At 62.2% G+C, this 22971-nt stretch carries 19 protein-coding genes; 7 read left to right on the top strand and 12 right to left on the bottom strand.

The window, feature by feature from the left end; translation table 11 throughout:
- Positions 1-80: 80 nt before the first annotated feature.
- The 7 genes from LC531_RS05055 to LC531_RS05085 form a co-directional block, all read right to left on the bottom strand.
- Positions 81-449: a DoxX family protein gene (locus tag LC531_RS05055; protein WP_223649224.1), complete on the bottom strand. Its 369-nt coding sequence runs from the start codon at positions 447-449 to the stop codon at positions 81-83.
- A 162-nt stretch (positions 450-611) separates the two neighbouring features.
- Positions 612-2153 carry an efflux transporter outer membrane subunit gene (locus LC531_RS05060; RefSeq protein WP_223649225.1) on the bottom strand — a complete coding sequence of 514 codons (1542 nt, stop codon included), beginning with the start codon at positions 2151-2153 and terminating at the stop codon, positions 612-614.
- Between the two features lie 149 nt (positions 2154-2302).
- Positions 2303-3502, bottom strand: coding sequence for an efflux RND transporter periplasmic adaptor subunit (locus LC531_RS05065; protein ID WP_223649226.1), 1200 nt, complete (start codon positions 3500-3502; stop codon positions 2303-2305).
- Between the two features lie 101 nt (positions 3503-3603).
- The gene (locus LC531_RS05070; protein ID WP_223649227.1) at positions 3604-6966 is read right to left on the bottom strand and encodes an efflux RND transporter permease subunit; all 3363 of its coding nucleotides are present in this window, start codon (positions 6964-6966) and stop codon (positions 3604-3606) included.
- A gap of 366 nt (positions 6967-7332) precedes the next feature.
- Positions 7333-8091, bottom strand: a complete 759-nt coding sequence (locus LC531_RS05075) for a hypothetical protein (protein WP_332874849.1) — start codon at positions 8089-8091, stop codon at positions 7333-7335.
- A 189-nt stretch (positions 8092-8280) separates the two neighbouring features.
- Entirely contained in the window at positions 8281-8661 is a 381-nt protein-coding gene (locus LC531_RS05080) for a hypothetical protein (RefSeq protein ID WP_223649228.1), read from the bottom strand.
- A 225-nt stretch (positions 8662-8886) separates the two neighbouring features.
- Positions 8887-10083, bottom strand: a complete 1197-nt coding sequence (locus tag LC531_RS05085; RefSeq protein ID WP_223649229.1) for a proline dehydrogenase family protein — start codon at positions 10081-10083, stop codon at positions 8887-8889.
- 178 nt (positions 10084-10261) lie between these two features.
- Between LC531_RS05085 and LC531_RS05090 the strand changes: the two genes are divergently transcribed.
- Positions 10262-11395, top strand: coding sequence for a chorismate mutase (locus LC531_RS05090; RefSeq protein ID WP_223649230.1), 1134 nt, complete (start codon positions 10262-10264; stop codon positions 11393-11395).
- A 14-nt stretch (positions 11396-11409) separates the two neighbouring features.
- Here LC531_RS05090 and LC531_RS05095 read toward each other — a convergent pair whose 3' ends face one another.
- From LC531_RS05095 to LC531_RS05105, 3 genes are read right to left on the bottom strand one after another with little or no spacing between them, the layout of a single operon-like run.
- Positions 11410-11604, bottom strand: a complete 195-nt coding sequence (locus tag LC531_RS05095; RefSeq protein ID WP_223649231.1) for a hypothetical protein — start codon at positions 11602-11604, stop codon at positions 11410-11412.
- Positions 11605-11628: 24 nt separating this feature from the next.
- Positions 11629-11811, bottom strand: coding sequence for a hypothetical protein (locus LC531_RS05100; RefSeq protein ID WP_223649232.1), 183 nt, complete (start codon positions 11809-11811; stop codon positions 11629-11631).
- 26 nt (positions 11812-11837) lie between these two features.
- A complete protein-coding gene (locus LC531_RS05105) occupies positions 11838-12329 on the bottom strand; it encodes a hypothetical protein (RefSeq protein ID WP_223649233.1) in 492 nt (163 codons plus the stop codon).
- Positions 12330-12484: 155 nt separating this feature from the next.
- Here LC531_RS05105 and aroB point away from each other — a divergent pair, with 155 nt between their 5' ends.
- The 6 genes from aroB (at position 12485) to LC531_RS05135 (ending at position 20443) form a co-directional block, all read left to right on the top strand.
- Positions 12485-13528, top strand: a complete 1044-nt coding sequence (aroB, locus tag LC531_RS05110; RefSeq protein ID WP_223649234.1) for a 3-dehydroquinate synthase — start codon at positions 12485-12487, stop codon at positions 13526-13528.
- An 88-nt stretch (positions 13529-13616) separates the two neighbouring features.
- Entirely contained in the window at positions 13617-14867 is a 1251-nt protein-coding gene (locus LC531_RS05115; RefSeq protein ID WP_223649235.1) for a 3-phosphoshikimate 1-carboxyvinyltransferase, read from the top strand.
- 74 nt (positions 14868-14941) lie between these two features.
- Entirely contained in the window at positions 14942-17653 is a 2712-nt protein-coding gene (locus tag LC531_RS05120) for an alpha-L-rhamnosidase-related protein (protein WP_223649236.1), read from the top strand.
- 62 nt (positions 17654-17715) lie between these two features.
- The gene (locus LC531_RS05125; RefSeq protein ID WP_223649237.1) at positions 17716-17973 is read left to right on the top strand and encodes a hypothetical protein; all 258 of its coding nucleotides are present in this window, start codon (positions 17716-17718) and stop codon (positions 17971-17973) included.
- A 2-nt stretch (positions 17974-17975) separates the two neighbouring features.
- Positions 17976-19088 (top strand): ABC transporter permease, encoded by a 1113-nt coding sequence (locus tag LC531_RS05130; RefSeq protein WP_223649238.1) that lies wholly within the window; start codon positions 17976-17978, stop codon positions 19086-19088.
- Between the two features lie 104 nt (positions 19089-19192).
- Entirely contained in the window at positions 19193-20443 is a 1251-nt protein-coding gene (locus LC531_RS05135; RefSeq protein WP_223649239.1) for a PP2C family protein-serine/threonine phosphatase, read from the top strand.
- 126 nt (positions 20444-20569) lie between these two features.
- Here the strand turns inward: LC531_RS05135 and lpxA are convergent, their stop codons facing one another.
- Positions 20570-21376: an acyl-ACP--UDP-N-acetylglucosamine O-acyltransferase gene (lpxA, locus tag LC531_RS05140; RefSeq protein WP_223649240.1), complete on the bottom strand. Its 807-nt coding sequence runs from the start codon at positions 21374-21376 to the stop codon at positions 20570-20572.
- Between the two features lie 118 nt (positions 21377-21494).
- The gene (locus LC531_RS05145; protein ID WP_223649241.1) at positions 21495-22892 is read right to left on the bottom strand and encodes a bifunctional UDP-3-O-[3-hydroxymyristoyl] N-acetylglucosamine deacetylase/3-hydroxyacyl-ACP dehydratase; all 1398 of its coding nucleotides are present in this window, start codon (positions 22890-22892) and stop codon (positions 21495-21497) included.
- Positions 22893-22971 lie beyond the last annotated feature (79 nt).

Below are 22971 nucleotides of genomic sequence, written 5' to 3' on the forward strand. Positions count from 1 at the left end.
AAGCGCCGGGCTACTTAGAGCCCGGCGATAAGCGAAAAAATACTGTGGTCCGCGAAGCCCGCGCCGGTAGTAGCCGCCGGTCAGGTAGTTGCCGGGGTAGGCCGCCGCAGCAGCAGCAGCACAAACAGCAAAACCAACAGCACCAAGGCGGGCACGCCCTTGGCTATGCCGCCGGGAATGCGCGTGGCGTGCATGAATACGGCCCCCAACATGATGAAAATGAGCCCCAGCGCGGCCGGGCGTACGAAACGCAGCACCAACAGGCCAATGCCGCCCAGCACCTCGGCCGAGGCGATGAAATGGGTAAACCAGGCGGGCATTCCCAAACCTTCAAACATGCTCGTGGTGGCTGGTAGATGCAGAAATTTGTTGATGCCCGAAGCCGTGAAGGCAAAAGCCAGCAGTGCTTGCAGAATCCAGGCAATGATATTGCGGGTAGAAGCAGTCATACAAGCAAAGGGAGAAGGTTGATTAACAAAGCAAGCCTGGCAAAGCCAGCGCTTCAGAACGAAGTTAGGGCGAATTGTTCAGGTGCCGTTTGGGTGCGCTACCCTTCCTGCACCCGTATTGACAGACTCTCAATCCTTAAGTCCCTAATTTCTACGCTCTACCTACTGCCAGCCGCCGCCCAGCGCCCGCACCAGCGCCACGGCGGCGCGCAGCTGCGTGGCCTGGGTTTGCACCACCAGGCGGGCGGCGTCGAGGGTCTGGCGGTCGGCATCCACCACGGCAAAGTAGTCGGATAGGCCGCGCTTGTAGCGCTCCAAAGTGAGGCGGCCGGCCAGACGCGCAGCGCGCAGCGCCCGCTGCTGAGCCGCTAGCTGGGCCTCGCCAGCGCGCACGTCAGCCAGCGCGGTTTCTACTTCCTGGTAGGCCATAAGGGCGGTGCCCTCGTAGGTGGCTACCTGCTCGCGGCCCTGGGCACGGGCTAGCTGCTCGGCCCCGCGTAGGCGGCCCCCATCAAACAGCGGAATATTAAACCCACCGCCCACGTAGTACGTGAAGCCGTTGCCTACCTTGGCCACGTCGCCGAGGTGGCTGCTCTGCGGGCCGATAAAGCCGTTGAGCAGGAGGGTAGGGAGGCGGTTGAGGCGGGCTTGGTCGGCGCGCAGGTCGGCGGCGGCCAGCAGGCGTTCCTGGCGGCGCAGGTCGGGCCGCCGCGTAAGCAGACTGGCCGGCAGCGTGGCCGGAATAGCGGGCAGCGGTGGCAGCAGCGCCGGTACGGCCGCCAAGGGGGGGGTAGGGGCCGTGCCCGTAGTCGGCAGCGCGCTCTGATAGCTCACCGAATCGGGTGCCAGCGAGGGTAGTACGAAGCTGCTGGCCGGCCGCCCGGTAAGCGTGGCCAGTGAGGCTACCAGCCCGGCGCGCTGGCGACGCAACTCAATGGCGCTGGCTTCCACGTTGGCCAGCTCGGTTTCGGCCCGCCGCACGCCAATCTCATTGTCTACGCCGGCCTTAAAGCGGGCGGCAGTTAACTGCACATTGTAGCGGCGGGCCTGGCGGGCGCTATCCAGCACCAGCAGCTCCGCATCGAGGCCGCGCAGGCTGAAGTATGAATTGGCCGCATCGGCCGATACCGATAAGCGCACGGCTTGTTCGTCGGCCTCGCTGGCCTGCTCGGTGGCCTGGGCCGCCTGCGCGCCGCGCCGCAGCCGGCCCCACAGGTCTACTTCGTAATTCACGTTGAGCGGCACGTAGTACTGCTGCTGCTTCACCGCTACGGCCTGAATTAGGGCCGACTGCACGGGTCGCAGCGCCGAAAGCTGCGAATTATACACTTGGGGGGCCAGCGCAATTACCGGCGAGCGCTGGGCCTCGGCCACGCGCAGCTGCGCCCGTGCCTGGTCGAGGCGGGCCAGCGCCGCCCGCGTCGTGAAGTTGAGGCTACCCGCCTGGCCCTCTAGCCGCGTCAGGGTCGTATCATTAAATGCCACCCACCAGGCGGGCAAGCTGGGTACCTGGGCCAGTTGCCGGGCCTTCGTGCTATCGGTTACCACGGGGGCGGGTACCTCGGCCCGGCCCCGGCCCAGCGAATCAACCGGCACCGTATTCTTAAACGCCGTGGGTACGGCCACGGCCGGCGGGTCGTAGGTGTAGTGGCTCACGGCACAGCCGCCCAGCGTTAGGGTGAGCAGGACAAGGGAAAGGCGCATGCTACTAGCTTACTTAAACGTCGTTTGTCCTTGCGAGCGCAACGAAGGGGAGCGCGGCAATTTTTCCTTCACATAAGGAATGCTAGCTCAACAATTAGAGGGGATTGCCGCGCTCCCCTTCGTTGCGCTCGCAAGGACAGAAAATGGTTTTACTTCGCTACCGGCGACGATACGCGCGGCGCGTCGGGGTCGTTGGGGCGGGGCTTGGGGGGCGGCGGGCCGGCAGGCTTAGCGGGCTTGGGCGCGGCTTTCGTCGTCACGGCCAAGCCCTCAGTTAGGGTTTCGGCGGGGTTAATGACCAGTAGCTCGCCACCTTTCAGGCCTTGGGTTACTTCGAGAGTCGAACCAAAGTCGCGGCCTAGCACCAGGGGCTGGTAATGAATTTTGCCCTTGCGCACCTCCGCCACTTTAGGGTCGATGCCCGGCACCAGCGCGTTGGCCGAAATGAGTACGCTCGGCGACGTCTGGGGTAGGCGGAAGCGCACCTGCCCGTAGATGCCGGGCCGCAGTAGCGGCTGGCTACGGTTGGCGAGCAGCACCTCCGTGCGGAGGGTACGGGTCTGGTCATCAAGGGCTTCGGCGTCACGCGCCACGTGGCCTTCAAACGGCCGGGTCGGAAACTCCGGCACCAGCACGTCGGCATGCATCCCGCGCCGAATGCCCGGCACGTAGTTCTGCGGCACATCCACAAAGGCGCGCAGCGTGTCGGTCTGCTCTACCTTGAAGAGCTGCGAGCCGGTGGCATTGCCACCCGTCACGAGGTTGCCCACGTCCACGTTGCGCTGCGTCACGGTGCCGCTGAAGGGCGCGAGCACCTGCCGGAACGCCCGCTGGGCCTGCAACTGCTTCACGGCGGCCTGCTGGCCCGCAAACTGCGCCCGGCCGGCATCTACTTCCTGCTGCGATACAGCGCCTGGCAGTGTCACGCTGGTGAGGCGGCCAAACGAGGTGCGGGCCAGCGCCAGGTTGGCCTGGGCCTGCGCTATCTGCTGGTCCAGCTCGGGGGTAGCAATGGTGGCCAGCACTTGGCCCTTGCGCACGTGCTGGCCGATGTCGCTGGCCCAGCTCTGCACAAAGCCGTTAACTCGGGCAAATACGAACGTTTCGTGGTTCGAGCGCAGGTCGGCGGGCAAGGTAAGGGTAGTAGTGTCGGGCGCGGCTTTGGCGGGCTGCACCGTTACCACGGGCTTGGCTGTGGCCTGGGTTTGCGCCTCGTCATCGCGGGCCTTATCGTGCCGCAGGCGGGGTAGGAAGCCCACCAGAAACAAGCCACCGAAGACGGCGAGCAAAATGAGCATCAGCAGCCAAAAGCGGCCGGTACCGCCGGAGGCGGCAGGAGAATCAGACATAAGCGGGGGGCGGGACTGGTGCCCGCCCGTGGTTGAGCAAACTAAAAGGTGTGGTGCGCCAGCGGCACCGATGGCCCTGGTGCTGAGCTCGGTGCCGTGCCTTACGCTGGCTGGGCCTCCGTTTCGGCTTCGGCCATCACGGGTTCCGCAGCTTCTTCCTTTTTCTTCAAATAGGAAAACATAATCGGCACGAAAAACAGCGTTGTAACAGTTGCCAGCATCAGCCCGCCAATTACGGCGCGGCCCAGCGGGGCGTTCTGCTCACCGCCTTCGCCCAGGCCCAATGACATGGGTAGCAAGCCGATAATCATGGCCAGGGCCGTCATCAGCACCGGCCGCAGGCGGGTAAAGCCCGCGTCGAGGGCCGCGTCGAGCGGGCTCAGGTCAGGCTCTTCCTCGCGCCGCTCGTTGGCGAAAGTGACGAGCAGAATCGAGTTGGCCGTGGCCACCCCAATGCACATAATGGCGCCCATCAGGGCCGGTACGCTCAGCGTAGTCTGGGTCACAAACAGCATCCAGAGAATGCCCGCCAGCGCGCCCGGCAGCGCCGTGATGATGATGAGCGGGTCGAGCCAGCTCTGAAAATTAACGGCCATCAGCAAATAAACCAGTACGATAGCGCCCGCCAGCCCTAGCCCCAGCCCGATAAACGACGTGCGCATGGACTCTACCTGCCCGCGCATCACGATAGTCGTGCCCTTGGGCAGCTTCTTGCGGGCCTCATCCAGGATTTTGCGAATGTCCTTGCTCACGCCGCCCAGGTCGCGGCCGCTCACGCTGGCATACACGTCCACGGTGCGCTGAATATTATAGTCCGAGGCTACGGCCGTTGTTTCGGTGCGGCGCACCCGTGCAAAGCTGGTCAGCAGCTGGGGAGTAGGCTGGCCAGGACCAGTCACGGTGATATTACCAACCTCGTTCAGGTTGGCGAGTTGGCTAGGCGGCGTCTGCACGGCCACGGTGTAGTTCACGCCGTTCTGCGGGTTCAGCCACTGGTTAGGGTTGGTCTGGGTGCTGCTGCTCAGGTTCACGAGCAGGTTGTTAGCAATGTCGCGCTGAGCCAGGCCCGCCTGCTGCGCCCGCACCCGGTCCACGTCGAGCCGCAGCTGGGGCTGGTCAAAGGCTTGGTACACAAAGGCATCGACTACCCCCGAAATATTCTTAATGCGCTTATTAAGCTCGCCTGCTACTCGCTGGTTTACGGCCTTGTCGCGGCCCGTCACCTGAATATCAATGGGGGCAGGCAAGCCAAAGTTTAGGGTTTGGTTCACGATGTCGGCCGGCTGAAAGAACACAATCAGGTCCGGAAACTGCCGGTGCAACTGCCGGCGAATCTGGTCGATGTAGCCAGCCGTGGGGCCGTGGTTTTCCTTCATGCTCACCAGTATCTCGCCGTCGCCGGCCCCAATGGTCGGGTTATCGCTCAGCAGCAAGTTGATGGGTACCACCGGCAAGCCAATATTATCCAGCACCAAATCCAGCTCCTTAGCCGGAATCACCTGCCGGATAACGCCTTCTACCTGCCGGAAGCGCCGCTCCGTTTCCTCGACCCGCGTGCCGGTAGGCACCCGCACGTGCAGGCGCAGCTGGCCGGCATCCACGGTCGGGAAAAAATTCTCGCCAATCAACGGAAACAGCCCCAGCGAGCCCACGAACAGTACTACGAACGCACTCACTACCAGGCCCCGATGGCCCAGCGCCCAGGCCAGCGCCCCAGCGTAGCCGTGCCGAAATTTCTCGAACCCATGCTCAAAGCCCTCGTGAATGCGCCACACCCAGGTCTTAGTAATGGCTTTGCCGGCCCGGCGCTCGTCGTCGGTAATGCCCTGCTCGGCTTCTTCCTCAGCCGAGCCACTGGGATGCTCGCGCTCAAACTGCTCGCGGTGCAGGCGGGCCAAGTCGCGCTCGCCCTGCGTCACCTCGCGGCCGTTGCGGAAGTGCGCGCTCGGTACTTCTTCTTCGGCCTGGGCGTGGTAGATGGGCAATTCCTTGCGCAGCAAGTACATAACCATTGTGGGTACCAGCGTCCGGCTCAGGATATACGAGGCCAACATGGCAAAAATTACGGCCGTGGCCAGCGGCGCGAAGATGGCCGACGCTACCCCTCCCAGAAAGAACACCGGCACGAACACGATGCAAATCGAGAGGGTAGCCACCAGCGCGGGCGTCGCAATCTGCTGCGCGCCGTCCAGAATGCTACGCCGAAGCAGTTTTTTCTGGCCCATGTTGCGGTGAATATTCTCGATTTCCACCGTCGCATCGTCCACCAGAATGCCTACCGCTAGTGAGAGGCCGCCCAAGGTCATAATATTCAGGGTCTGACCCAGAATATTCATCACGATAATGCTGACCAGAATAGAAAGCGGAATGCTGATAGCAATAATCAGCGTGGAGCGCCACGAGCCCAGAAACAGCAGAATCATGAGCGCCGTGAGTGCCGCCGCAATGCTGGCCTCAATAATGACGCCCTTAATACTGGCCCGCACAAAAAACGACTGGTCAAACAACAGCTTGATATTCAGGCCGGGCGGCGCGTTAGCCTGAATATTAGGCAGCGCTTTTTTAATCTGGTCGATAACGGCCAGCGTGGAGGCCGCGCCACTCTTCAAAATAGGAATAATAGCCGTGCGCCGCCCATTCTGGCGCACGATATTTTGCTGCACTGCCGCGCCCTCGTGCACGAAAGCCACGTCGCGGATGTAAGTCGTCACGCCGTTTACCGTCTTGATGGGCAGGTCATTGAGCGTCGCTACGGCCTCGGGACTGGAATTCAGCTTCACGTCGTACTCGCGGGTGCCAATCTTGGCCGAGCCGGCCGGAATGATGATGTTCTGGCTCGTGAGAGTGTTTACCACATCGTCAGCGCTCAGGCCTTTGCCGGCCAGCTTCTGTGGGTCGAGGTCCACCATTATCTGCTTGGGCTTGCCGCCATTGGGCAGTAGCACCGAAGCCCCCTGCACCACCGCCAGCCCCGGCCGGATGAAGGCATTGGCCGCGTCGAAGAGGTCTGACTCACCCAGCGTTTCCGAACTGAGTGAAGTCTGCGCAATCGGCACGTTAGAAGCCGAGTAGCGGATGATAAGCGGCGGCGTAATGCCCGGCGGCAGCACTCGCAGCAGCGTCTGGCAAATGGCCGTGAGCTGCGCTACCCCCCCGTCGGGGTTGGTGCCGGGCTGAAAGAACACCTTTATCAGCCCGATGCCTTTTAGGCTCTGGCTCTCTTGGTGTTCCACGTTACTTACGGTTGTGGTAATGGCGCGCTCCACGGGCACCACCACGCGCTGATTCATCTCCTCGGGTGCAATGCCGGCATACGTCCACACGATGCCCACCACCGGAATCGGGATGTCGGGGAAGATGTCCACCGCCATGCGCTGAATCGTGAGAACCCCGCCAATGAGAATCAGCAGCGCCATCACCACGAAGGTGTAGGGCCGCGCCAGCGCTAGTCTTACTATCCACATATTATATCACAAGCTATTGCCCGGCCTATGCTAGGCACATGCACTCAATATTGATTATCCAGCCGACTGCTCAGGCTGCGCTCCGTGCAAAAACCGTTTTACTTCAGAATGGTTGCACGCACGGAGCTTCAAAAGCAAATAGCTAAAGCCTTCATCGATAATTCATTATTGAAAATAAAACGGACCCCACCGCCATGTCATTCAGGCATAAGTAAGTAGGAGCTGCAAACCGTTGGGTAGGGCCACCACTTATTCTTGGTTCACTCGTCGGGTGCGCGTCCGCGATGCCACGGCTGCGGTAGCCGCATCCAAAAAAGCCTCTCCCAGGCGGGAGAGGCTTTCCTCTAAGTAAAGGCTGTCAGCTACTTAGTAGCGGTATACCTTGTCAGCATTGCTGTTCTTGAACTGCTCTTCAAAATACTGGGCATCCTCGGCGTTGCGGGGCTTTACGCCCATCACAATACCACCGTTCTTGATACCCTGCTCGTACTCAGCAGCGTGCTCCTCGGGAATGCCCGAGCCTACCAGCGCGCCAACCAGACCGCCCGTGAGGCCACCCGCGCCGGCACCCGCCAAAGCGGCAGCCAGTGGGCCCGCGATAATCAGGCCCAAGCCCGGCAGAGCTACCGACGTGCCAATGGCCGCGATAGCACCGATTATGGCACCTGCCGTACCGCCGATGGCCGAGCCTACGCCGGCACCTTCCATTGCCTTGTCGCCCAGCTCGGTACGCTGCGCATCGTATTGGTCGTTGAACTGGCTCTTGCGCGTGTCATCCGACATCATCAGGTTCACGTCGTCTTTGCCGTAACCGCGCTCGTGTAGTGACTGGTACGCCTTCTCGGCGCTGCTACGGTCACGGAAAATACCGCTTGTAGTGCTACCCTCGCTGTAGCTGCCCGCAGTCGTAGACATGGGCGAGTTCGAAGTGGCGTCCATTGAGGTAGCATCCGAAGAAGTCGAGCCGCCGCTGGCGCTGCTGTAGTCGGTGCCGGCCGCGTAGCTCGTACTCTCGTTGCTAAGGATACCGCTGTTGCCGAGGCCGGTGCCCGTGTTGCTGCTACCGTAGTTAGCGCCCGCGCCGGTGCCAGAATTCATCGGGTTATTCGCATCGTTGGTGTTCATCGGAAAAGGGGGAAAAGTTGAGCAAAATGAAGCCAGTACCGGAATGGTTAGCTTCTGCTGAGCTTAACGGGGTAGGGCTGGCGTGGGTTGCGCCAGCTTATGCTACCTAGCTGCGCAAAGGCCAAAAAAAGCCCCGGCTGGGCCGGGGCTTCTGGTAAAAAAGGATGGGCCGCGGCGCGGCAGTTCGCCTCACAAGGCATAGTGGGCAAATTGTGCGTAGTTGGCCTCCTCCTGCCAGAACTCGCGGCAATCTTTTATCAGGTCCTTCAAAAACTGTTCATTTTGTTTCAAGCTGCGCCACTCGCCCATGCCCAGCCGCTCACAAAGCTTGTAAAAGTTATCGCCTTGTCCCTTCGAGCCTGGTACCCGCACCAAGCAACTAAGCAACGGCCGCCCCGCCGCGTGCTCTTCGGTAGAGATTTCGGCCAGAATCTCGTTCAGACGCGATTTTTCGTGCGAAATATCCAGGTTGAGGCCTAGCTCAGCTTCCTGCACCAAGGTGAGGTAGCTGACCGTGCCGGCCTGCTGACGGGCGTAGCGGATAAGATATTGGCGAAGGCGAGTAATCATAGAAAAAGCTAAGAATGAGCATGCGGGGCACCCACGCGGCCACGCCCCGGCTTTATAGTTTACGAAGGATAGCGCAAAAGCGGTTTGCCAGCCGCCCCGGTGGGCTGCGAACGCGGCGCGCCGGCTGGTTCTCCCCCAAGGAAGAGACCAAAAACCGCGCCGACGTTGCACCCTAACGCACGCGCTAGCCGAAAATTTTGCGCCCCTCACGCCCTACCCCCGGCCTTATCGCCGACGCAGCTCCTTCTGAATAAGCAAAAACTCGCGGCTGCTCTGGCCCGCGATGGCCGTGTTCTCGTTGGCGCGGCGCAGCAGGTAAGGCATCACGGCTTCTACAGGGCCGTAAGGCACGTATTTGGCGGTGTGGTAGCCGGCGTGGGCCAGGTTATAGCTCAGATTGTCGCTCATGCCATAGAGCTGCGCGAACCACACCCGCTCGTCCTGGGGGGGTAGGCCGGCCTGGGCCATGAGCTGGGTGAGCAGCAGTGAGCTAGCTTCATTGTGGGTACCCGCGCACAGGCTGATGCGGTCCACATGCTGCACGCAGTAGCGCAGGGCCTCGTCGTAGAGGTCGTCGGTGGCCTGCTTGCTGGGGTTGATGGGGGTAGCGAGGCCGCGCTGCCGGGCCACGCGGGCCTCCTTCTCCATGTAGGCCCCGCGCACCAGCTTCACGCCCAGGTAGTAGGCTTGGCCGGCGCGCTGGTGGGCGGCTTGCAGGGCCTCCAGGCGGTCGTGGCGGTAAAGTTGGTACGTGTTCCAGACGATGGCGCGCTCCTGGTTGTACTGGCGCATCATGGCCTCGGCCAGGTCGTCGATGGTTTGCTGAAACCAGCTTTCCTCGGCGTCCACGAACAGGCGCACGCCGTGCTGGTGGGCACTGGCACAGAGTGCGTCGAGCCGCGCCTGGCCGCGCTCGAAAGCCGCCTGCTCGGCGGCGCTGAGGGTGGTGCCGGCCTGCGTTTTTTCCAGCAAGATGGTGGGCATAAGGCCCGTCACCTTAAACACCGAAAACGGAATATTAGGCGTGGTGGCGGCCAGCGCAATGGTAGCCAGAATCTCGTCGCGGGTGCGGTCAAAGCTGCGGTCGTCGCCCGCGCCCTCCACCGAATAGTCTAGGATGGTGCCGATGCGGTAGCGGCCCAGCTCGGCAATTACCGGCTTGCACTCCTGGATAGTTTCGCCGCCGCAAAACTGCTTGAAAATACTGTGCTTGATGAGAAACTTGGTGCCCGGAAAGCCAATTTTCAGGGCCGACTGCATGAGGCCGCTGCCCATTTTGACCAGGCCGCCGTTGTTCATGGCCGCAAACAGGGCATACATCTGGCGCAACTCGCCGTCTGTCTTCGCCTCGAAGGCAATGCGGGTGTCTTCGAAGGAGATAGGGGCTGCGGGCGGCGCGGGCACGGCGGAAGTAGCAGACATAAAAACGGACGGGCGGGTGAGGGGAGACGAAGGGGGTAGGGCGAAGATAACGCGCTCCGGTAAAACCGCGTTCGGGGGGTAGAGGTTACTTTTAGGTCCTAAAATGGCGCGGGCTCGGTGAGTTCGCGCCCCAAACCGACTCACACGCGGCCTCTAGCGAGCCCGCGCTACCCCTCGCATGGAACCCGCTACCGCTGCTACCCCTACCTATTTCACCCGCCTGCTGGCGGCCAAAGGCCAGCCCATCATCATCGCCGGCCCCTGCTCGGCCGAGTCGGAGGAGCAGGTCCTGACCGTGGCCCGCGCCCTGAAGGCCGCTGGCCAGGCCGATATGTACCGCGCTGGCATCTGGAAGCCGCGCACCAAGCCCGGCGGCTTTGAGGGCCGCGGCACCGCCGCGCTGCCCTGGCTGCAAGCCGCCCGTCAGGAAACGGGCCTGCCGATGTGCATCGAAGTGGCTACCCCCAAGCACGTGGAGGAGGCCCTGAAGCACGACATCGACGTGCTCTGGATTGGGGCGCGCACCACCGTTAACCCCTTCGCCGTGCAGGAGCTGGCCGACGCGCTGGCCGGCACCGGCAAGCCCGTGATGGTGAAGAATCCCGTCAACCCCGACCTGGCGCTTTGGATTGGGGCGCTGGAGCGGCTGGAGCGGGCCGGTATCACCGATTTGGCAGCTATCCACCGGGGGTTCAGCACGTTTGCGCCCTCGCGCTACCGCAATGAGCCCACCTGGGCCATCCCCATTGAGCTGAAAACGCGCTACCCTAAACTGCCGCTCCTCAACGACCCCAGCCACATTGGCGGCCGGCGCGATTTGCTGCTGCCCATCGCCCAAAAGGCCCTCGACCTCGACTACGACGGCCTCATTATCGAAACCCACCCCGACCCCGACCACGCCCTAAGCGATGCCGCCCAACAGGTGACGCCCGCCCGGTTGCAGGAGATTTTGAGCGAGCTGAAGTACCGCTACCGCAGCTCCGACAACGCCGACTACCGCAACAAGGCCGAGGAGCTGCGCCAGAAAATGGACACTGCCGACCACGAAATCCTCGAAATGCTGGCCCGGCGCATGGCCCTTATCCAGGAGCTGGCCGAGTATAAGAAGGAGAATAACGTGAAGATTCTGCAGCTCGAACGCTGGCAGGAAATTTTCAAAACCCGCCCCGAGTGGGGCAAAAAGCTGAATATCGACGAGCACTTCGTGGGCGAGCTCTACAAGCTCATCCACATCGAAAGCATTCGCCGCCAGACCGAAGTGCTCAACGGCCGCCCCGTGGACGGGCCGGTGAACCTGGGACCGGGGCTCTAGGTGGGGGTAGGGCGCTACTGGCGCTGGTAGGTGTAGGCGGGGCCATCGACCGCCACGCACTGCGTGATGCTGAGCGTGTTGCTTTGTATTCCGTAAACGCCGCTGGGGCCAACGCCGCCCATCGTCGTGGTGAGTTGCAGGTAGGGCTCCACCGGGCCGCCGGTGCAAGCTGAGCCCGTGGTAATAACGTAGGTACCCTGGGCGGCCAAGCGGCCGTCGCGCGTCAGGCGGAATTACTGGTCGCTACTCAGGATAAGAATTTCTACGACTTTGGGGTCGTAGGCACAGTAGCACATCATATTGGTTAGCCGCCAGCTACCCGCTAGCCCATCAGCGGGCGCGGGCGAGTCACTATCGTGGCGGCAACTGCCGAGGCTGGCGGCTAGTAAGAGGCTGGCGTAGAGTAGCTTATTCATAAAAAGAGGGGGGGTAGAGACGGTAGTTATTCGGCAACCCAGTGGTACGTCTCATATGCCCCACCATCCCCGCAGGCCGCTTCGCCAGTGATGTAGAGCCCCTGCTGACCGTTTTGCTGGACCAGAGAGTAAGTTCTGCGTTCGTTGTTAGGTAGCTTTTCCTCGTTGGTGGAGTACGTGATAATGGGAAAGCTCTTCTGGCTGGTGCCGCAGAGCGGCAAGGTGCCCATCGAAAGCTGGTAGGTGGTGCGGTAGTCGGGCTGGCTGCCTTGATGCAGCAATAGGCCGGTGCGGCGCAGCAGCAGCTGCCCACCTGCACCAAATACCAGCTGGCGGCGGTAGCCCTCGGTGCTAGGGTCACGTTTGCCGGATTGGTAGCCTGTGTAGTCCCATTCCCAGTGCCCGGTACCCAGCGCCAATTCGTCGTAGTTGGCGGGCCGAATGTCGGCGTCGTGCTGGCAGCCGGCTGCCAGCTGCGACGTAGCCAGCAGGGCCGCATAGAGCAAAAGTCTGTTCATAAGAAACCGGGAGAAGGCAAGGAGCGCACGGGATACTTATTAACAGAGCGCCGCCGGCCGAAAATCGTTGCACGGCGCACCACCAAAAATGCTTGGGCCGGCCCGCTGTTTATTTGCACCTGCTTACTGTTTAGCTCACCCGCGCCGTTTTTGCCTTGAACAACCCGCCTATCATTGGCCCTGCGGCCCTGCCCGCCCTGGCCGAGCTGCTGCGCCAAACGCCGCCGAGCCGCCTATTTGTGCTGGCCGATGCCAACACGGCCCGCGACTGCTACCCCCGCCTACGCCCCCACCTGCCGGCGCACGAGCTGCTGACCATCGCGGCCGGCGAAGCGCATAAAACGCTGGCTACTTGCACGGAAGTATGGGCCTGGCTAACGGCACACCACGCCGACCGCCACGCCCTGCTGCTATGCCTGGGCGGGGGGGTAGTGACGGACCTGGGTGGCTTCTGCGCCGCCACTTACAAGCGCGGCCTGCGCTGCGTGGGCGTGCCCACCACCCTGCTGGCCCAGGTCGATGCGGCCGTGGGCGGCAAAACGGGCGTTGATTTTCAGGGTTTTAAGAACCACATCGGCGTGTTTCAGGAGCCGGAAGCAGTGTTTATGGAGCCCGCCTTTTTGGCCACGCTGCCGCCCGGCGAGCTGCGCTCGGGCTACGCTGAGGTTATCAAGCACGCGCTAATTGCCGACGCGGCGGCTTTTACTGGCTTGCGTGGCCTGCGCGTGGCCGCCGTGCCCGATTGGACGCCTGTCATCCGCCATTCGGTGGCCATTAAAGAGGCCATTGTGGCCCAGGACCCGCACGAAAGCGGCCCGCGCAAGCTGCTCAACTTTGGCCACACCGTGGGCCATGCCCTCGAAAGCTACCTGCTGGCCCGGCCCGGCCGCGCCGTGCGCCACGGCGAAGCCGTGGCGGCGGGCATGGTCTGCGAAAGCTGGCTCTCGGCCCAGCGCGGCTTGCTCGCAGCCGCCGAGCTGGCCCAGGTAGAAGAGGTGGTTAACTCATCGTTTGAAAGGCTGCAATTTGCTGAGGACGAGCTGGCTGATATTGCCGCTTACGCGCTGCACGATAAGAAAAACCGGGGCGACGAGATTAAGTGCACGCTGCTGCGCGGGTTGGGCCACGGCATTTTCGACCAGGCCGTGACCGTGGCGGATGTGGCCGCGTCGTTGCGGGCGTATCGGAATGTAATGTAAGCTTCAGCGTGCCGCAAGTAGTTAAAAAATAACTAATTAGTAGAAATATTTTATAATCCGGCAAGCTAAAGCTTCCCGCACTTTTGCCATGACCATTCAAAACCTCCGCTGGCCAGGCGGGCCGCTGCGCGGCACGGCCCAGCTGCCGGCCTCCAAGAGCGAAGCCAACCGCGCCCTGCTGCTCCAGCGGCTGGCCGGCGGCGGCACGCTCACTAACCTCTCCGAAGCCCACGATACCGTGCTGATGCAGCGCCTGCTAACCCAGGCCGCCGATACCGACCAGCTCGATGCCGAGGATGCTGGCACCGTGATGCGCTTTATGACGGCCTACCTGGCCGTGAGCGGCTGGCGCGGCACCCTCACCGGCGCGGCCCGCATGAAGCAGCGGCCCATCGGCATTCTGGTCGATGCGCTGCTCACGCTCGGGGCTGGGATGGAGTACGTTGAAAAGGAAGGCTATCCGCCGCTACGCTTCACCGGGGGGGGTAGGGTAGGGGCGGGGCCGGCCGAGCTGGTAGTACGCGGCGACATTAGCAGCCAGTATATTTCGGCGCTGCTGATGGTGGGGCCTATCCTGCCCGGCGGCCTGCGCCTGCGCCTAACCGGCGACATCGGCTCGCGGCCATATATTAGCTTGACGTTGAATCTGATGCGGCACTTCGGGGCAACGGCTACCGAGGGGCCGGGCGAGGTGATTGAGGTAGCGCCCGGCGGCTACCGCCCAGCCGACTACGCGGTGGAGAGCGACTGGTCGGCGGCCAGCTACTGGTACGCGCTGGTGGCGTTGGGAGCCCCCGGCTCGGCCATTACGCTGCCGGGGCTGCGGCAACGGTCGTGGCAGGGCGACCACGTAATTCAGCACCTGATGCGGCCGCTGGGGGTAGCCACTGATTTTCTGACCAATGGCGGCGGCGCGCACCTCTCGCAAGTCGCGCCCGCACTATTTGACCCCGCCGCGCCGCGCCTCGATTTCACCGACTGCCCCGACCTGGCCCAGACCGTGGCCGTGGTGGCCGCCGCCCTGGGCCGCCCACTGCGCCTGCGCGGCCTGCACAGCCTGCGCATCAAGGAAACCGACCGTATCGCGGCCCTGCAAGCCGAGCTGCGCAAGTTCGGGGCTGACATGCCGGAGATTACGCCCGGCGTGTTTGAGGTGCAGCCGGGCGCGTTTAAAGTGGAGGGCCAGGAGATTGATACGTACGAAGACCACCGCATGGCAATGGCCTTCGCGCCGCTGGCCATGCGCGGGCCGCTGGTCGTGCGCGAGCCGCAGGTGGTGCGCAAGTCCTACCCCAGCTTCTGGCGGGCGCTGGCCGCGGCGGGAATGATGGTAGAATAGAGTAAATATGCGGTTGTCATTGCTTCGCAGGCTCGCAATGACAACCGATTTGTATGTAATAATTTTCTCTAAAAATGAATTACGAAGTCGCCGCCCTGTTGCTCACCAGCGGCCTGCTGCTGGCCAGCTGCCAGGCTAAGCCCGATGCCGCCGAAACCGCCGGGCAAGCCGTGTGGCACTCCGACGCTTACTCGCTGTACCACGACAGCGTGGCGCAGGGCACTAACCACGCCCGCGCCCTGTCGGCCACCGAGCTGACCTCGAACTACCGCAGCCCGGCCAACGAGACGCAGAGCCCGCTTATCACCTTCAAATTCAGCCTCAACGGCCAGGATAACGAGCTGCCGCCCGGCCAAGATAATACCTTCCTGGCCCTACCCCCCGCGCCCGGCACAACGCTCGCAACGCCGGTTATCGTGTTTGGCCAGCGCTCGGTGAATGCGCGGCCGGTGCCGGCCGCTACCTACCTGGCCCCAAACACGCAGCTGAAAATCAGGCTCGATATGCGGCCCGTACTGGCGGCGTTTCAAAAACAGGGCTTTTATACCACATATAAAGGCGAAAAGCTTTATAAACAAGATTTTAAGGGAGTATTCGTAGCCGGCGCGCCCGCCCCGTTGAGTTGGGATTTTGACAACTTGGCCAACAAAAAAAACCTGGAACTGCATGACCCCGACGGCGATGGCATCTACGAGGTGACGCTTAACGCCCCTGCTGACGCTAAAACGACCGCCCAGTGCTGGCAGAAAACCCTCACTACCAACGACTTTCCGCAGTATACCTCCGACTACCCGCTGGCCGACGCGCTCTACAACCTGGCCCTGGAAGAGGCCCGCCGCGCCGTGGAGCCCGACAGCACCTTCCGCACAGGGAAGGAGTGGGCGGGCGTCTGGACGCGTGATGTTAGCTATTCTATCATCTTGGCCCAGGCTACGTTGCAGCCGCGGGTAGGCATGAAAAGCCTCTTGCGCAAGGTGTCGCCCGCGGGCCGCATCATTCAGGATACGGGCACGGGCGGGGCCTACCCCTGCTCCACCGACCGGGTTATCTGGGCGGTGGCGGCCTGGGAAATTTACAAGGTGACCGGCGACGAAAGCTGGTTGCGCAAGGTGTACCCGATTATCAAAAGCTCGCTGGCCGATGATGCGCAGAATGTGTACGACCCCGCCACTGGCTTGGCGCGGGGCGAGTCGTCGTTTCTGGACTGGCGCGAGCAGACCTACCCCCGCTGGATGCAGCCAGCCGACATCTACGAAAGTGAAAACCTGGGAACTAACGCCGTTCATTTTCAGGCCAATACCGTGCTGGCGCTGATGGCCCGGCAGCTGGGCGAAGCCGCCGTGGCCATGCAGCATGCGCAAACGGCCGCTCGCCTAAAAGCCGCTATCAACGAGCATCTGTGGCAAGAAAAAGCGGGCTACTACGCGCAGTACCGCTACGGCCGGTTGTTTCCGGTGCGCTCGCCGCGGGCCGAGGCGCTGGGCGAGGCGCTGAGCGTGTATTTCGGCGTGGCCGAGGGGGGTAGGGCGCGCGCGGTAGTGGCCAAAACGCCCACCGTGCCCTTCGGCATCTCGTGCATTTACCCCCAAATTCCGGGTATCCCACCCTACCACAACGACGCAGTATGGCCCTTCGTGCAGAGCTTCTGGGCACTGGCTGCCGCCGAGGTCGGCAACGAGGCTTCGCTCACGGAAAGCATTGCCGCTATCTACCGCCCGGCGGCGTTATTTTTGACTGATAAAGAGAACTTTGTGGCCGGTAACGGTGACTTCGCGGGTACGCAGGTTAATTCCTCCAATATGCTCTGGAGCCTGTCGGGCAGCCTAGCGCTGGTGTATAAAATCTTGTTCGGAATGCACTACGAAACCGACCGGCTAGTGTTCCGGCCCTTCGTGCCACGGGCGTTTCAGGGCGCGCGCAAACTTACTAATTTCAAGTATCGGAAAGCCGTGCTGGATATTGATTTGCAAGGCTTTGGTAATGAAATCAAAACTATTACCCTCGATGGAAAGGCCCTACCCAGCGCGGCCGTGCCGGCCACGCTCACCGGCCGCCACCAGCTGCGCATTGTGCTGAGCAGCCAAGCCCCGGCCAAGGCCGCGGTCAACCGCGTCGCCAACGCCTTTTCGCCCGAAACGCCGCAAGTCACCTTCGCCGCCGGTCAGCTGCATTGGCCGGCTGTCCAAAACGCCCAAACGTACCGCGTGCTGCGCAACGGCCAGCCCGTGAACGCCAGCGGCGCGCTCAGCTACGCCGTACCGGCCGGTGGTCCCGCCTACGCCGAGTATCAGGTTATTGCCATTGATAACCAGGGCCTGGAGTCCTTCGCCAGCGAGCCGCTGGCGGTGGCCGCACCCACTACCGAGGTGCAGCTCGAAACCGTAGCCCCGGCCGCCACCTCCGCCTACAAAGGCTTCAGCGGCAAGGGCTTCGTAGAAACAAGCACCAGCAAGAATACCGTCATCCACATTCCGGTAACGGTGACCGAGGCGGGTATTTATGTGTTGGATTTTCGCTACGCGAACGGCAACGGCCCCATCAATACCAATAATAAGTGCGCTATCCGCACGCTGCGTAATGGCCCTGCGCTGCTCGGTACCATCGTGCTACCGCAGCGCGGCGCGGATGAGTGGGGCAACTGGGGCTTCACCAACGCCGTGCGGGTGCATTTGCCAAAAGGTATAACAACCCTCACGCTCGCCTACGAGCCGGCCAACGCTAACATGAACGGGGCCGTGAACCAGGCCATGCTAGATTACCTGCGAGTGCGCAAGCTGGCAAATTAATCGTCCGCCATTGCTTCGCGCTGCTCGCCATGACGGGCGCTTCGTTCCTACTTTTGCGAACCATGACGGACCCTGAATTTGACCTGCTCGATGAGCTATATTTCGTGACCCCTTTTCGGGTCTTACGCGAGAAAACCGGGCTGCCCCCCGCCGAGCTGCTGCCGCTGCTGGGCGGCCTGCTGGAGCGCGGCTTGGTGCGCTACTACTGGCCCGACCCCGACACCGAGCTGGCCTACGAGCCGACTTCCTTCGGGGCGCTGGGCCAGGATGCCAGCTACCTGGCCTCCAAGGAAGGGCTATTGCAGCACAATACCCGCTAGCCGTGGCCGCCGCGCCTACCCCCGCCGCCGTCGACTACGACCCCGAGGCCGTGCCCGGCGGCCTCGATTCGGCGGTGGTGGTGCCGCCCCCAACGCGCACGCCCGGCTACTACGTGCGCCAGCGCCTGTGGGCCAATCAGCCCGCCGTGGCCGGGCTGGGCTTCATTTGCCTGTGCGCGCTGGTAGCGCTGCTTGGCTATTGGGTGTTGCCCGACAACTCGCCTGATGCCAACAACGGCCTGGTGCAGCTGCAAAAGCAGCCGCCCGGCTTCGTGGCGGCCATCCGCCAGCGGCCCGACCCGAACGCCCTACCCCCCGGCAACGCCCTGGAGGTGTGGCTGCACGGCCGCCCCCCGCAGCTCAAAGACGAGGTAGCTATCCCAAGCCCGAACCCAAAAACCAGGAGCCAGGAACCAGGGACTACTACCCGCCGCTACTGGCTGGGCACCGACAAAGCCGGGCGCGACGAGCTAAGCCGGCTGCTGCTGGGCACGCGCATCTCGCTGGGCATCGGGCTGGTGGCGGTGCTCATCTCGTTGGCGCTGGGGGTGGGGGTAGGGGCCGTGGCCGGCTACTTCGGCGGCTGGCTCGATAGTATTTTGCTGGGGTTGATGACGGTGGTGTGGAGCATTCCGGGCATTATGCTGGTGATTGGTATTTCGCTGGCGCTGGATAGTAAGGGCGTGTGGGTCAGCTTTTTGGCGGTGGGCCTGACGATGTGGGTGGATGTGGCGCGGGTAGTGCGCGGGCAGGTGCTGGGGCTGCGCTCGGCCACGTTCATCGAGGCCGGGCGGGTGCTGGGGCTGCCCACCAGCCGACTGATTTTTGTGCACTTGCTACCCAACTTGCGCGGGCCGCTCATCGTGCTGGCTACCAGTAACTTCGCGGCCGCTATTCTGCTCGAAGCCGGCCTGAGCTTTCTGGGCCTGGGCGTGCAGCCGCCCGCCCCCAGCTGGGGCCTCATGGTGAAGGAGGGCTACGACCTGCTGGGTACCCAGGCCGGCCTGTGGCTCACGGCACTGCCGGGCCTGGCCATCAGCTTATTAGTACTGAGCTTTAACGTGCTGGGTAACGGCCTGCGCGATGCTTTCGACCCCAAAACGCCGCTCACCTGAAACGGTGGTACGGAAGTTGGGCAGCCGGGCGTATTATTGTAGCTACCGCTGGGTTGCCAGCCGCCCTGCCTATTTTTCCACCACTACCTAGCCTTTCTGCTTTTATGCCCCAAACCGCTGAAGTCGCGGGTCTCGAAAAGCGCCTTTTTCTGAAGGAGCGCGAGCTGGGCGCGCTGTTGGAAATCACGCAGGCCATTACCCAGGACTCGGCCGAGGCTGACCTGTATAAAATATACCAGTTCACGCTTATCGGGCAGCTGGGCGTGCGGCGGCTGGCGCTCTACGTACTGGAAGAAGGAGCGTTCCAGCTGAAGATAAACTTCAGCACTGCCCTACCCCCCGATGCGCGCTTCACGCCGGCCGAGGTGGCGCGCTTCTGCCCCGATGGGCCGTGCCCGGTGCGGGAGCTGGGCCTGGGACCGACCGGCCAGCAGTTTGAGTTGCTGGTGCCGGTGCGGCAGCGCGAGGTGGTGCAGGCGCTGGTGTTTGTGGGCACGATGCAGGGCGACTACGCCAGCCGCGAGGCCCTCGCGTTTCTGGAAACGCTGAGCAATATCCTACTCGGAGCCGTGGCCAACCTGCGCCTCGCCCACCAGCGCGAAACCCTGCTGATGGCCGAGGCCGCTGGGCACCGCGAAATCGAGATTGCGCAACAAGTGCAGCAGCTGCTTTTTCCGCAAAAACTACCCAACAATGCGCACTACGCCCTGCACGCTACCTACCAGCCCCACACCGAAGTGGGCGGCGACTACTACGACGTGGTGGAAATTGACCAGTACCGCCTGCTGGTGTGCGTGGCCGACGTGAGCGGCAAGGGCGTGCCGGCTTCGCTGCTGATGTCCAATTTCCAGGCCGGGCTGCGCACGCTGTTGCGCCAGCAGGCCAACCTGGCCACCACCGTGCGCGAGCTGAATTATTTGCTGTTTCGCAACTCGGGCGGCGAGAAGTTCATTACCGCCTTTTTGGCCATCTACGACCGCCGCACCCAGGTGCTCGAATACGTGAACGCCGGCCATAACGACCCGCTGCTGCTGCCCGACTGCGGCCCGCCCCACCTCCTGCACGACGGCACCATCATGCTCGGCATTATGGAGGAGCTGCCCATGCTGCGGGTGGGCCTGGCCACCATGCCGCCCCGCTCGCTGCTCTTCGCCTACACCGACGGCCTGACGGAAGTTTTCAATGCCCAACAGGAAGAGTTTGGCGAAGCCGGCGTGCTGCGTGCCCTCACCCGCAACCGCTACCTACCCCTGCCCGGCCTGCACCAAGAATTGCTGCGCTGCATCCACGAGTTTAGTACCGAAGGCGACCGCTTCGCCGACGACGTAACCATGTTGAGCCTGCGGGTGAAGTAATGAATGAATAAGTGACGGCGCGCCGTGGGTAAAGCGGCTTGGGGGTAGGAGCGCGATTTGTAAAAATCGCGCTCCTACCCCCTGCGTAATGTCAGTGGCTGCTGGCAGGCCAAACGTCGGCGGCTCTTAATCCAGTCCTTCTTCCGGTAACACGCCGCGGCTGGGGCCCTTGATGATACCACGCGCAGCAGCCCGCACAAAGGTCACCATTTGCTCGCGCTCGGTCGAGGCGGGTAGTTCGGCTTCGATGCGGTTCAGGGCTTCAAACAGGGGTAGGCCGCTGAGGTAGAGGATGCGATACAGCTCGTGTATTTCGTTGACCTGCTGCTCATTGTAGCCACGTCGGCGTAGTCCCACCGAGTTCACGCCCGCGTAGGTTAGCGGCTCGCGGGCGGCCTTCACGAAGGGCGGCACGTCTTTGCGCACCAGTGAGCCCCCCGCAATGAACGCGTGCGCTCCGATGTTGGTAAACTGCTGAATGGCTGAGGTGCCTCCGATAATGGCCCAGTCGCCCACCTGCACGTGGCCCGCCATCTGGGTGGCGTTCGAAATCACACAGTGGTTGCCCACCAGGCAGTCGTGGGCAATGTGCACGTAGGCTTGCAGCAGGCAGTGGCTGCCCACCACAGTGCGGCCCCGGTCCACGGTGCCGCGGTTCACGGTCACGCATTCGCGCAGCACGGTATAGTCGCCCACGTGGGCCGTAGTTATCTCCCCCACAAACTTCAAATCCTGCGGAACGCCCGACACCACGGCCCCCGGAAAAATCTGGCAGTGCGCCCCGATGCGCGCGCCGTCCATTATTGTCACGTTGGGCCCAATCCAGGTGTTTTCGCCAATCTCCACGTCGCCGTAAATGGTTGTGAACGGCTCAACGATAACTCCCGGCGCGAGCCGGGCAGCGGGGTGGATATGGGCGAGGGGAGAAATCATTTCTTCAATTAACAATTAACAGTTAACATTTAACAATTCTTAAAAAAACATTCAGCATTGTCCAGAAAGCAAAGCAAACAGAACAGTTATTAAATGTTGATTGATAAATGTTAAATGATTATACGTTGTCTTTTCGCACGATGGCAGCACTCATTTCGGCATCGCACACCACCTTGCCGTTGACGAACGCCTGGCCTTTCATCTTGGCGATACCGCGCTTGATGGGGGCCGTGAGCTGACAGTGAAAGACGATGGTATCGCCGGGTAGTACTTTTTTGCGAAAGCGGGCATTTTCGATGCCCAGAAAATATTGCCAGTAGTTTTCGGGGTCGGGCACGGTGTTCATCACCAGAATGCCGCCGGTCTGGGCCATTGCCTCAATCTGCATTACGCCGGGCATCACGGGGTTGCCCGGAAAGTGGCCCTGAAAGAAGGGCTCATTCATCGTGATATTCTTGACGGCCGTCACCGACGTCGCATCCAGGTGAATCACCTTATCGAGTAGCAGGAAGGGGTAGCGGTGGGGTAGCACCTGCATAATGCGGTTGATGTCCATCACCGGCTCGCGGGCGGGGTCGTACATCGGCACGGGGCTGGTGCGGTCTTCTAGCATCTTCTTCTTGATGCGCTTGGCGAAGGCTACGTTGGCGGCGTGGCCGGGGCGGGCGGCCAGAATCTGACCCTTCAGCGGGCGGCCCACGAGGGCCAAGTCGCCCACTAGGTCGAGCAGCTTGTGGCGGGCAGGCTCATTTTTGTGGCGTAGGTCCACGTTGTTGAGAATGCCTTCCTTCTTCACCGATACCTTGGGCTTGCCCAGCATGGCGGCCAGCTCGTCCAGCTCGTGCTCGCCCACCACGCGGTCCACTACCACGATGGCGTTGGAGAGGTCGCCGCCTTTAATCAAATTTGACTTATACAGGTGCTCCAGCTCGTGCAAAAAGCAAAACGTGCGCGAGCTGGCAATCTCGTGCTCAAACTGCGCAATGTCGGTGAGCGTGGCGTGCTGCGAGCCCAGCACCGGCGAGTTATAATCGACCATCACCGTGAGGCGGTAGTCGGCCAGGGGTAGGGCCGCGATTTCGACGCCCCGCGCATTGTCCAGGTAGCGGATGGTGTCGGGTATCTCGTAGTAGTTGCGCCGCGCGTTCTGCTCCTCGAAGCCCACCGTGTGCAGGGCTTTGATAAACTCAGCCGCCGAGCCGTCCATAATCGGCGGCTCGGGGCCGCTGAGCTGAATAAGTACATTATCCAGCTGCAAGCCTACCAGCGCGGCCAGCGTGTGCTCCACGGTGTTCACGCGCGCGCCGTTCTGCTCAATGGTCGTGCCCCGCGAGAGGTCCACCACGTTGTCTACGTCGGCATCTACCAAGGGCTGACCGGGCAGGTCCACGCGCTGAAACTTGTAGCCGTGGCCCACCGGGGCGGGGCAAAACGTCATGGTGGCTTCCGCGCCGGTGTGCAGCCCTACCCCCCGCACCGTGACGGGAGCCTTAATCGTGTGTTGTTTATCGTTCATTAGTTGGTTGTTGATTGTTGATTGTCAATAGGTATCGCTGGATTATTCTCAACCGGAAATGGGCCGGCTAGCTCAGGCT

Origin of the sequence: Hymenobacter psoromatis (assembly GCF_020012125.1) — a bacterium.
Taxonomy (GTDB): domain Bacteria; phylum Bacteroidota; class Bacteroidia; order Cytophagales; family Hymenobacteraceae; genus Hymenobacter; species Hymenobacter psoromatis.

Excerpts from the sequence above, each read along its gene's own strand:
- LC531_RS05075 (WP_332874849.1), bottom strand. The coding sequence starts at position 8,091 with ATGAACACCAACGATGCGAATAACCCGATGAATTCTGGCACCGGCGCG.
- LC531_RS05085 (WP_223649229.1), bottom strand. The coding sequence starts at position 10,083 with ATGTCTGCTACTTCCGCCGTGCCCGCGCCGCCCGCAGCCCCTATCTCC.
- LC531_RS05135 (WP_223649239.1), top strand. The coding sequence starts at position 19,193 with ATGCCCCAAACCGCTGAAGTCGCGGGTCTCGAAAAGCGCCTTTTTCTG.
- LC531_RS05145 (WP_223649241.1), bottom strand. The coding sequence starts at position 22,892 with ATGAACGATAAACAACACACGATTAAGGCTCCCGTCACGGTGCGGGGG.
- LC531_RS05115 (WP_223649235.1), top strand. The coding sequence starts at position 13,617 with ATGACCATTCAAAACCTCCGCTGGCCAGGCGGGCCGCTGCGCGGCACG.
- LC531_RS05055 (WP_223649224.1), bottom strand. The coding sequence starts at position 449 with ATGACTGCTTCTACCCGCAATATCATTGCCTGGATTCTGCAAGCACTG.
- LC531_RS05100 (WP_223649232.1), bottom strand. The coding sequence starts at position 11,811 with ATGAATAAGCTACTCTACGCCAGCCTCTTACTAGCCGCCAGCCTCGGC.
- lpxA (WP_223649240.1), bottom strand. The coding sequence starts at position 21,376 with ATGATTTCTCCCCTCGCCCATATCCACCCCGCTGCCCGGCTCGCGCCG.
- LC531_RS05060 (WP_223649225.1), bottom strand. The coding sequence starts at position 2,153 with ATGCGCCTTTCCCTTGTCCTGCTCACCCTAACGCTGGGCGGCTGTGCC.
- LC531_RS05080 (WP_223649228.1), bottom strand. The coding sequence starts at position 8,661 with ATGATTACTCGCCTTCGCCAATATCTTATCCGCTACGCCCGTCAGCAG.
- LC531_RS05125 (WP_223649237.1), top strand. The coding sequence starts at position 17,716 with ATGACGGACCCTGAATTTGACCTGCTCGATGAGCTATATTTCGTGACC.
- LC531_RS05070 (WP_223649227.1), bottom strand. The coding sequence starts at position 6,966 with ATGTGGATAGTAAGACTAGCGCTGGCGCGGCCCTACACCTTCGTGGTG.
- LC531_RS05105 (WP_223649233.1), bottom strand. The coding sequence starts at position 12,329 with ATGAACAGACTTTTGCTCTATGCGGCCCTGCTGGCTACGTCGCAGCTG.
- LC531_RS05090 (WP_223649230.1), top strand. The coding sequence starts at position 10,262 with ATGGAACCCGCTACCGCTGCTACCCCTACCTATTTCACCCGCCTGCTG.
- LC531_RS05065 (WP_223649226.1), bottom strand. The coding sequence starts at position 3,502 with ATGTCTGATTCTCCTGCCGCCTCCGGCGGTACCGGCCGCTTTTGGCTG.
- LC531_RS05120 (WP_223649236.1), top strand. The coding sequence starts at position 14,942 with ATGAATTACGAAGTCGCCGCCCTGTTGCTCACCAGCGGCCTGCTGCTG.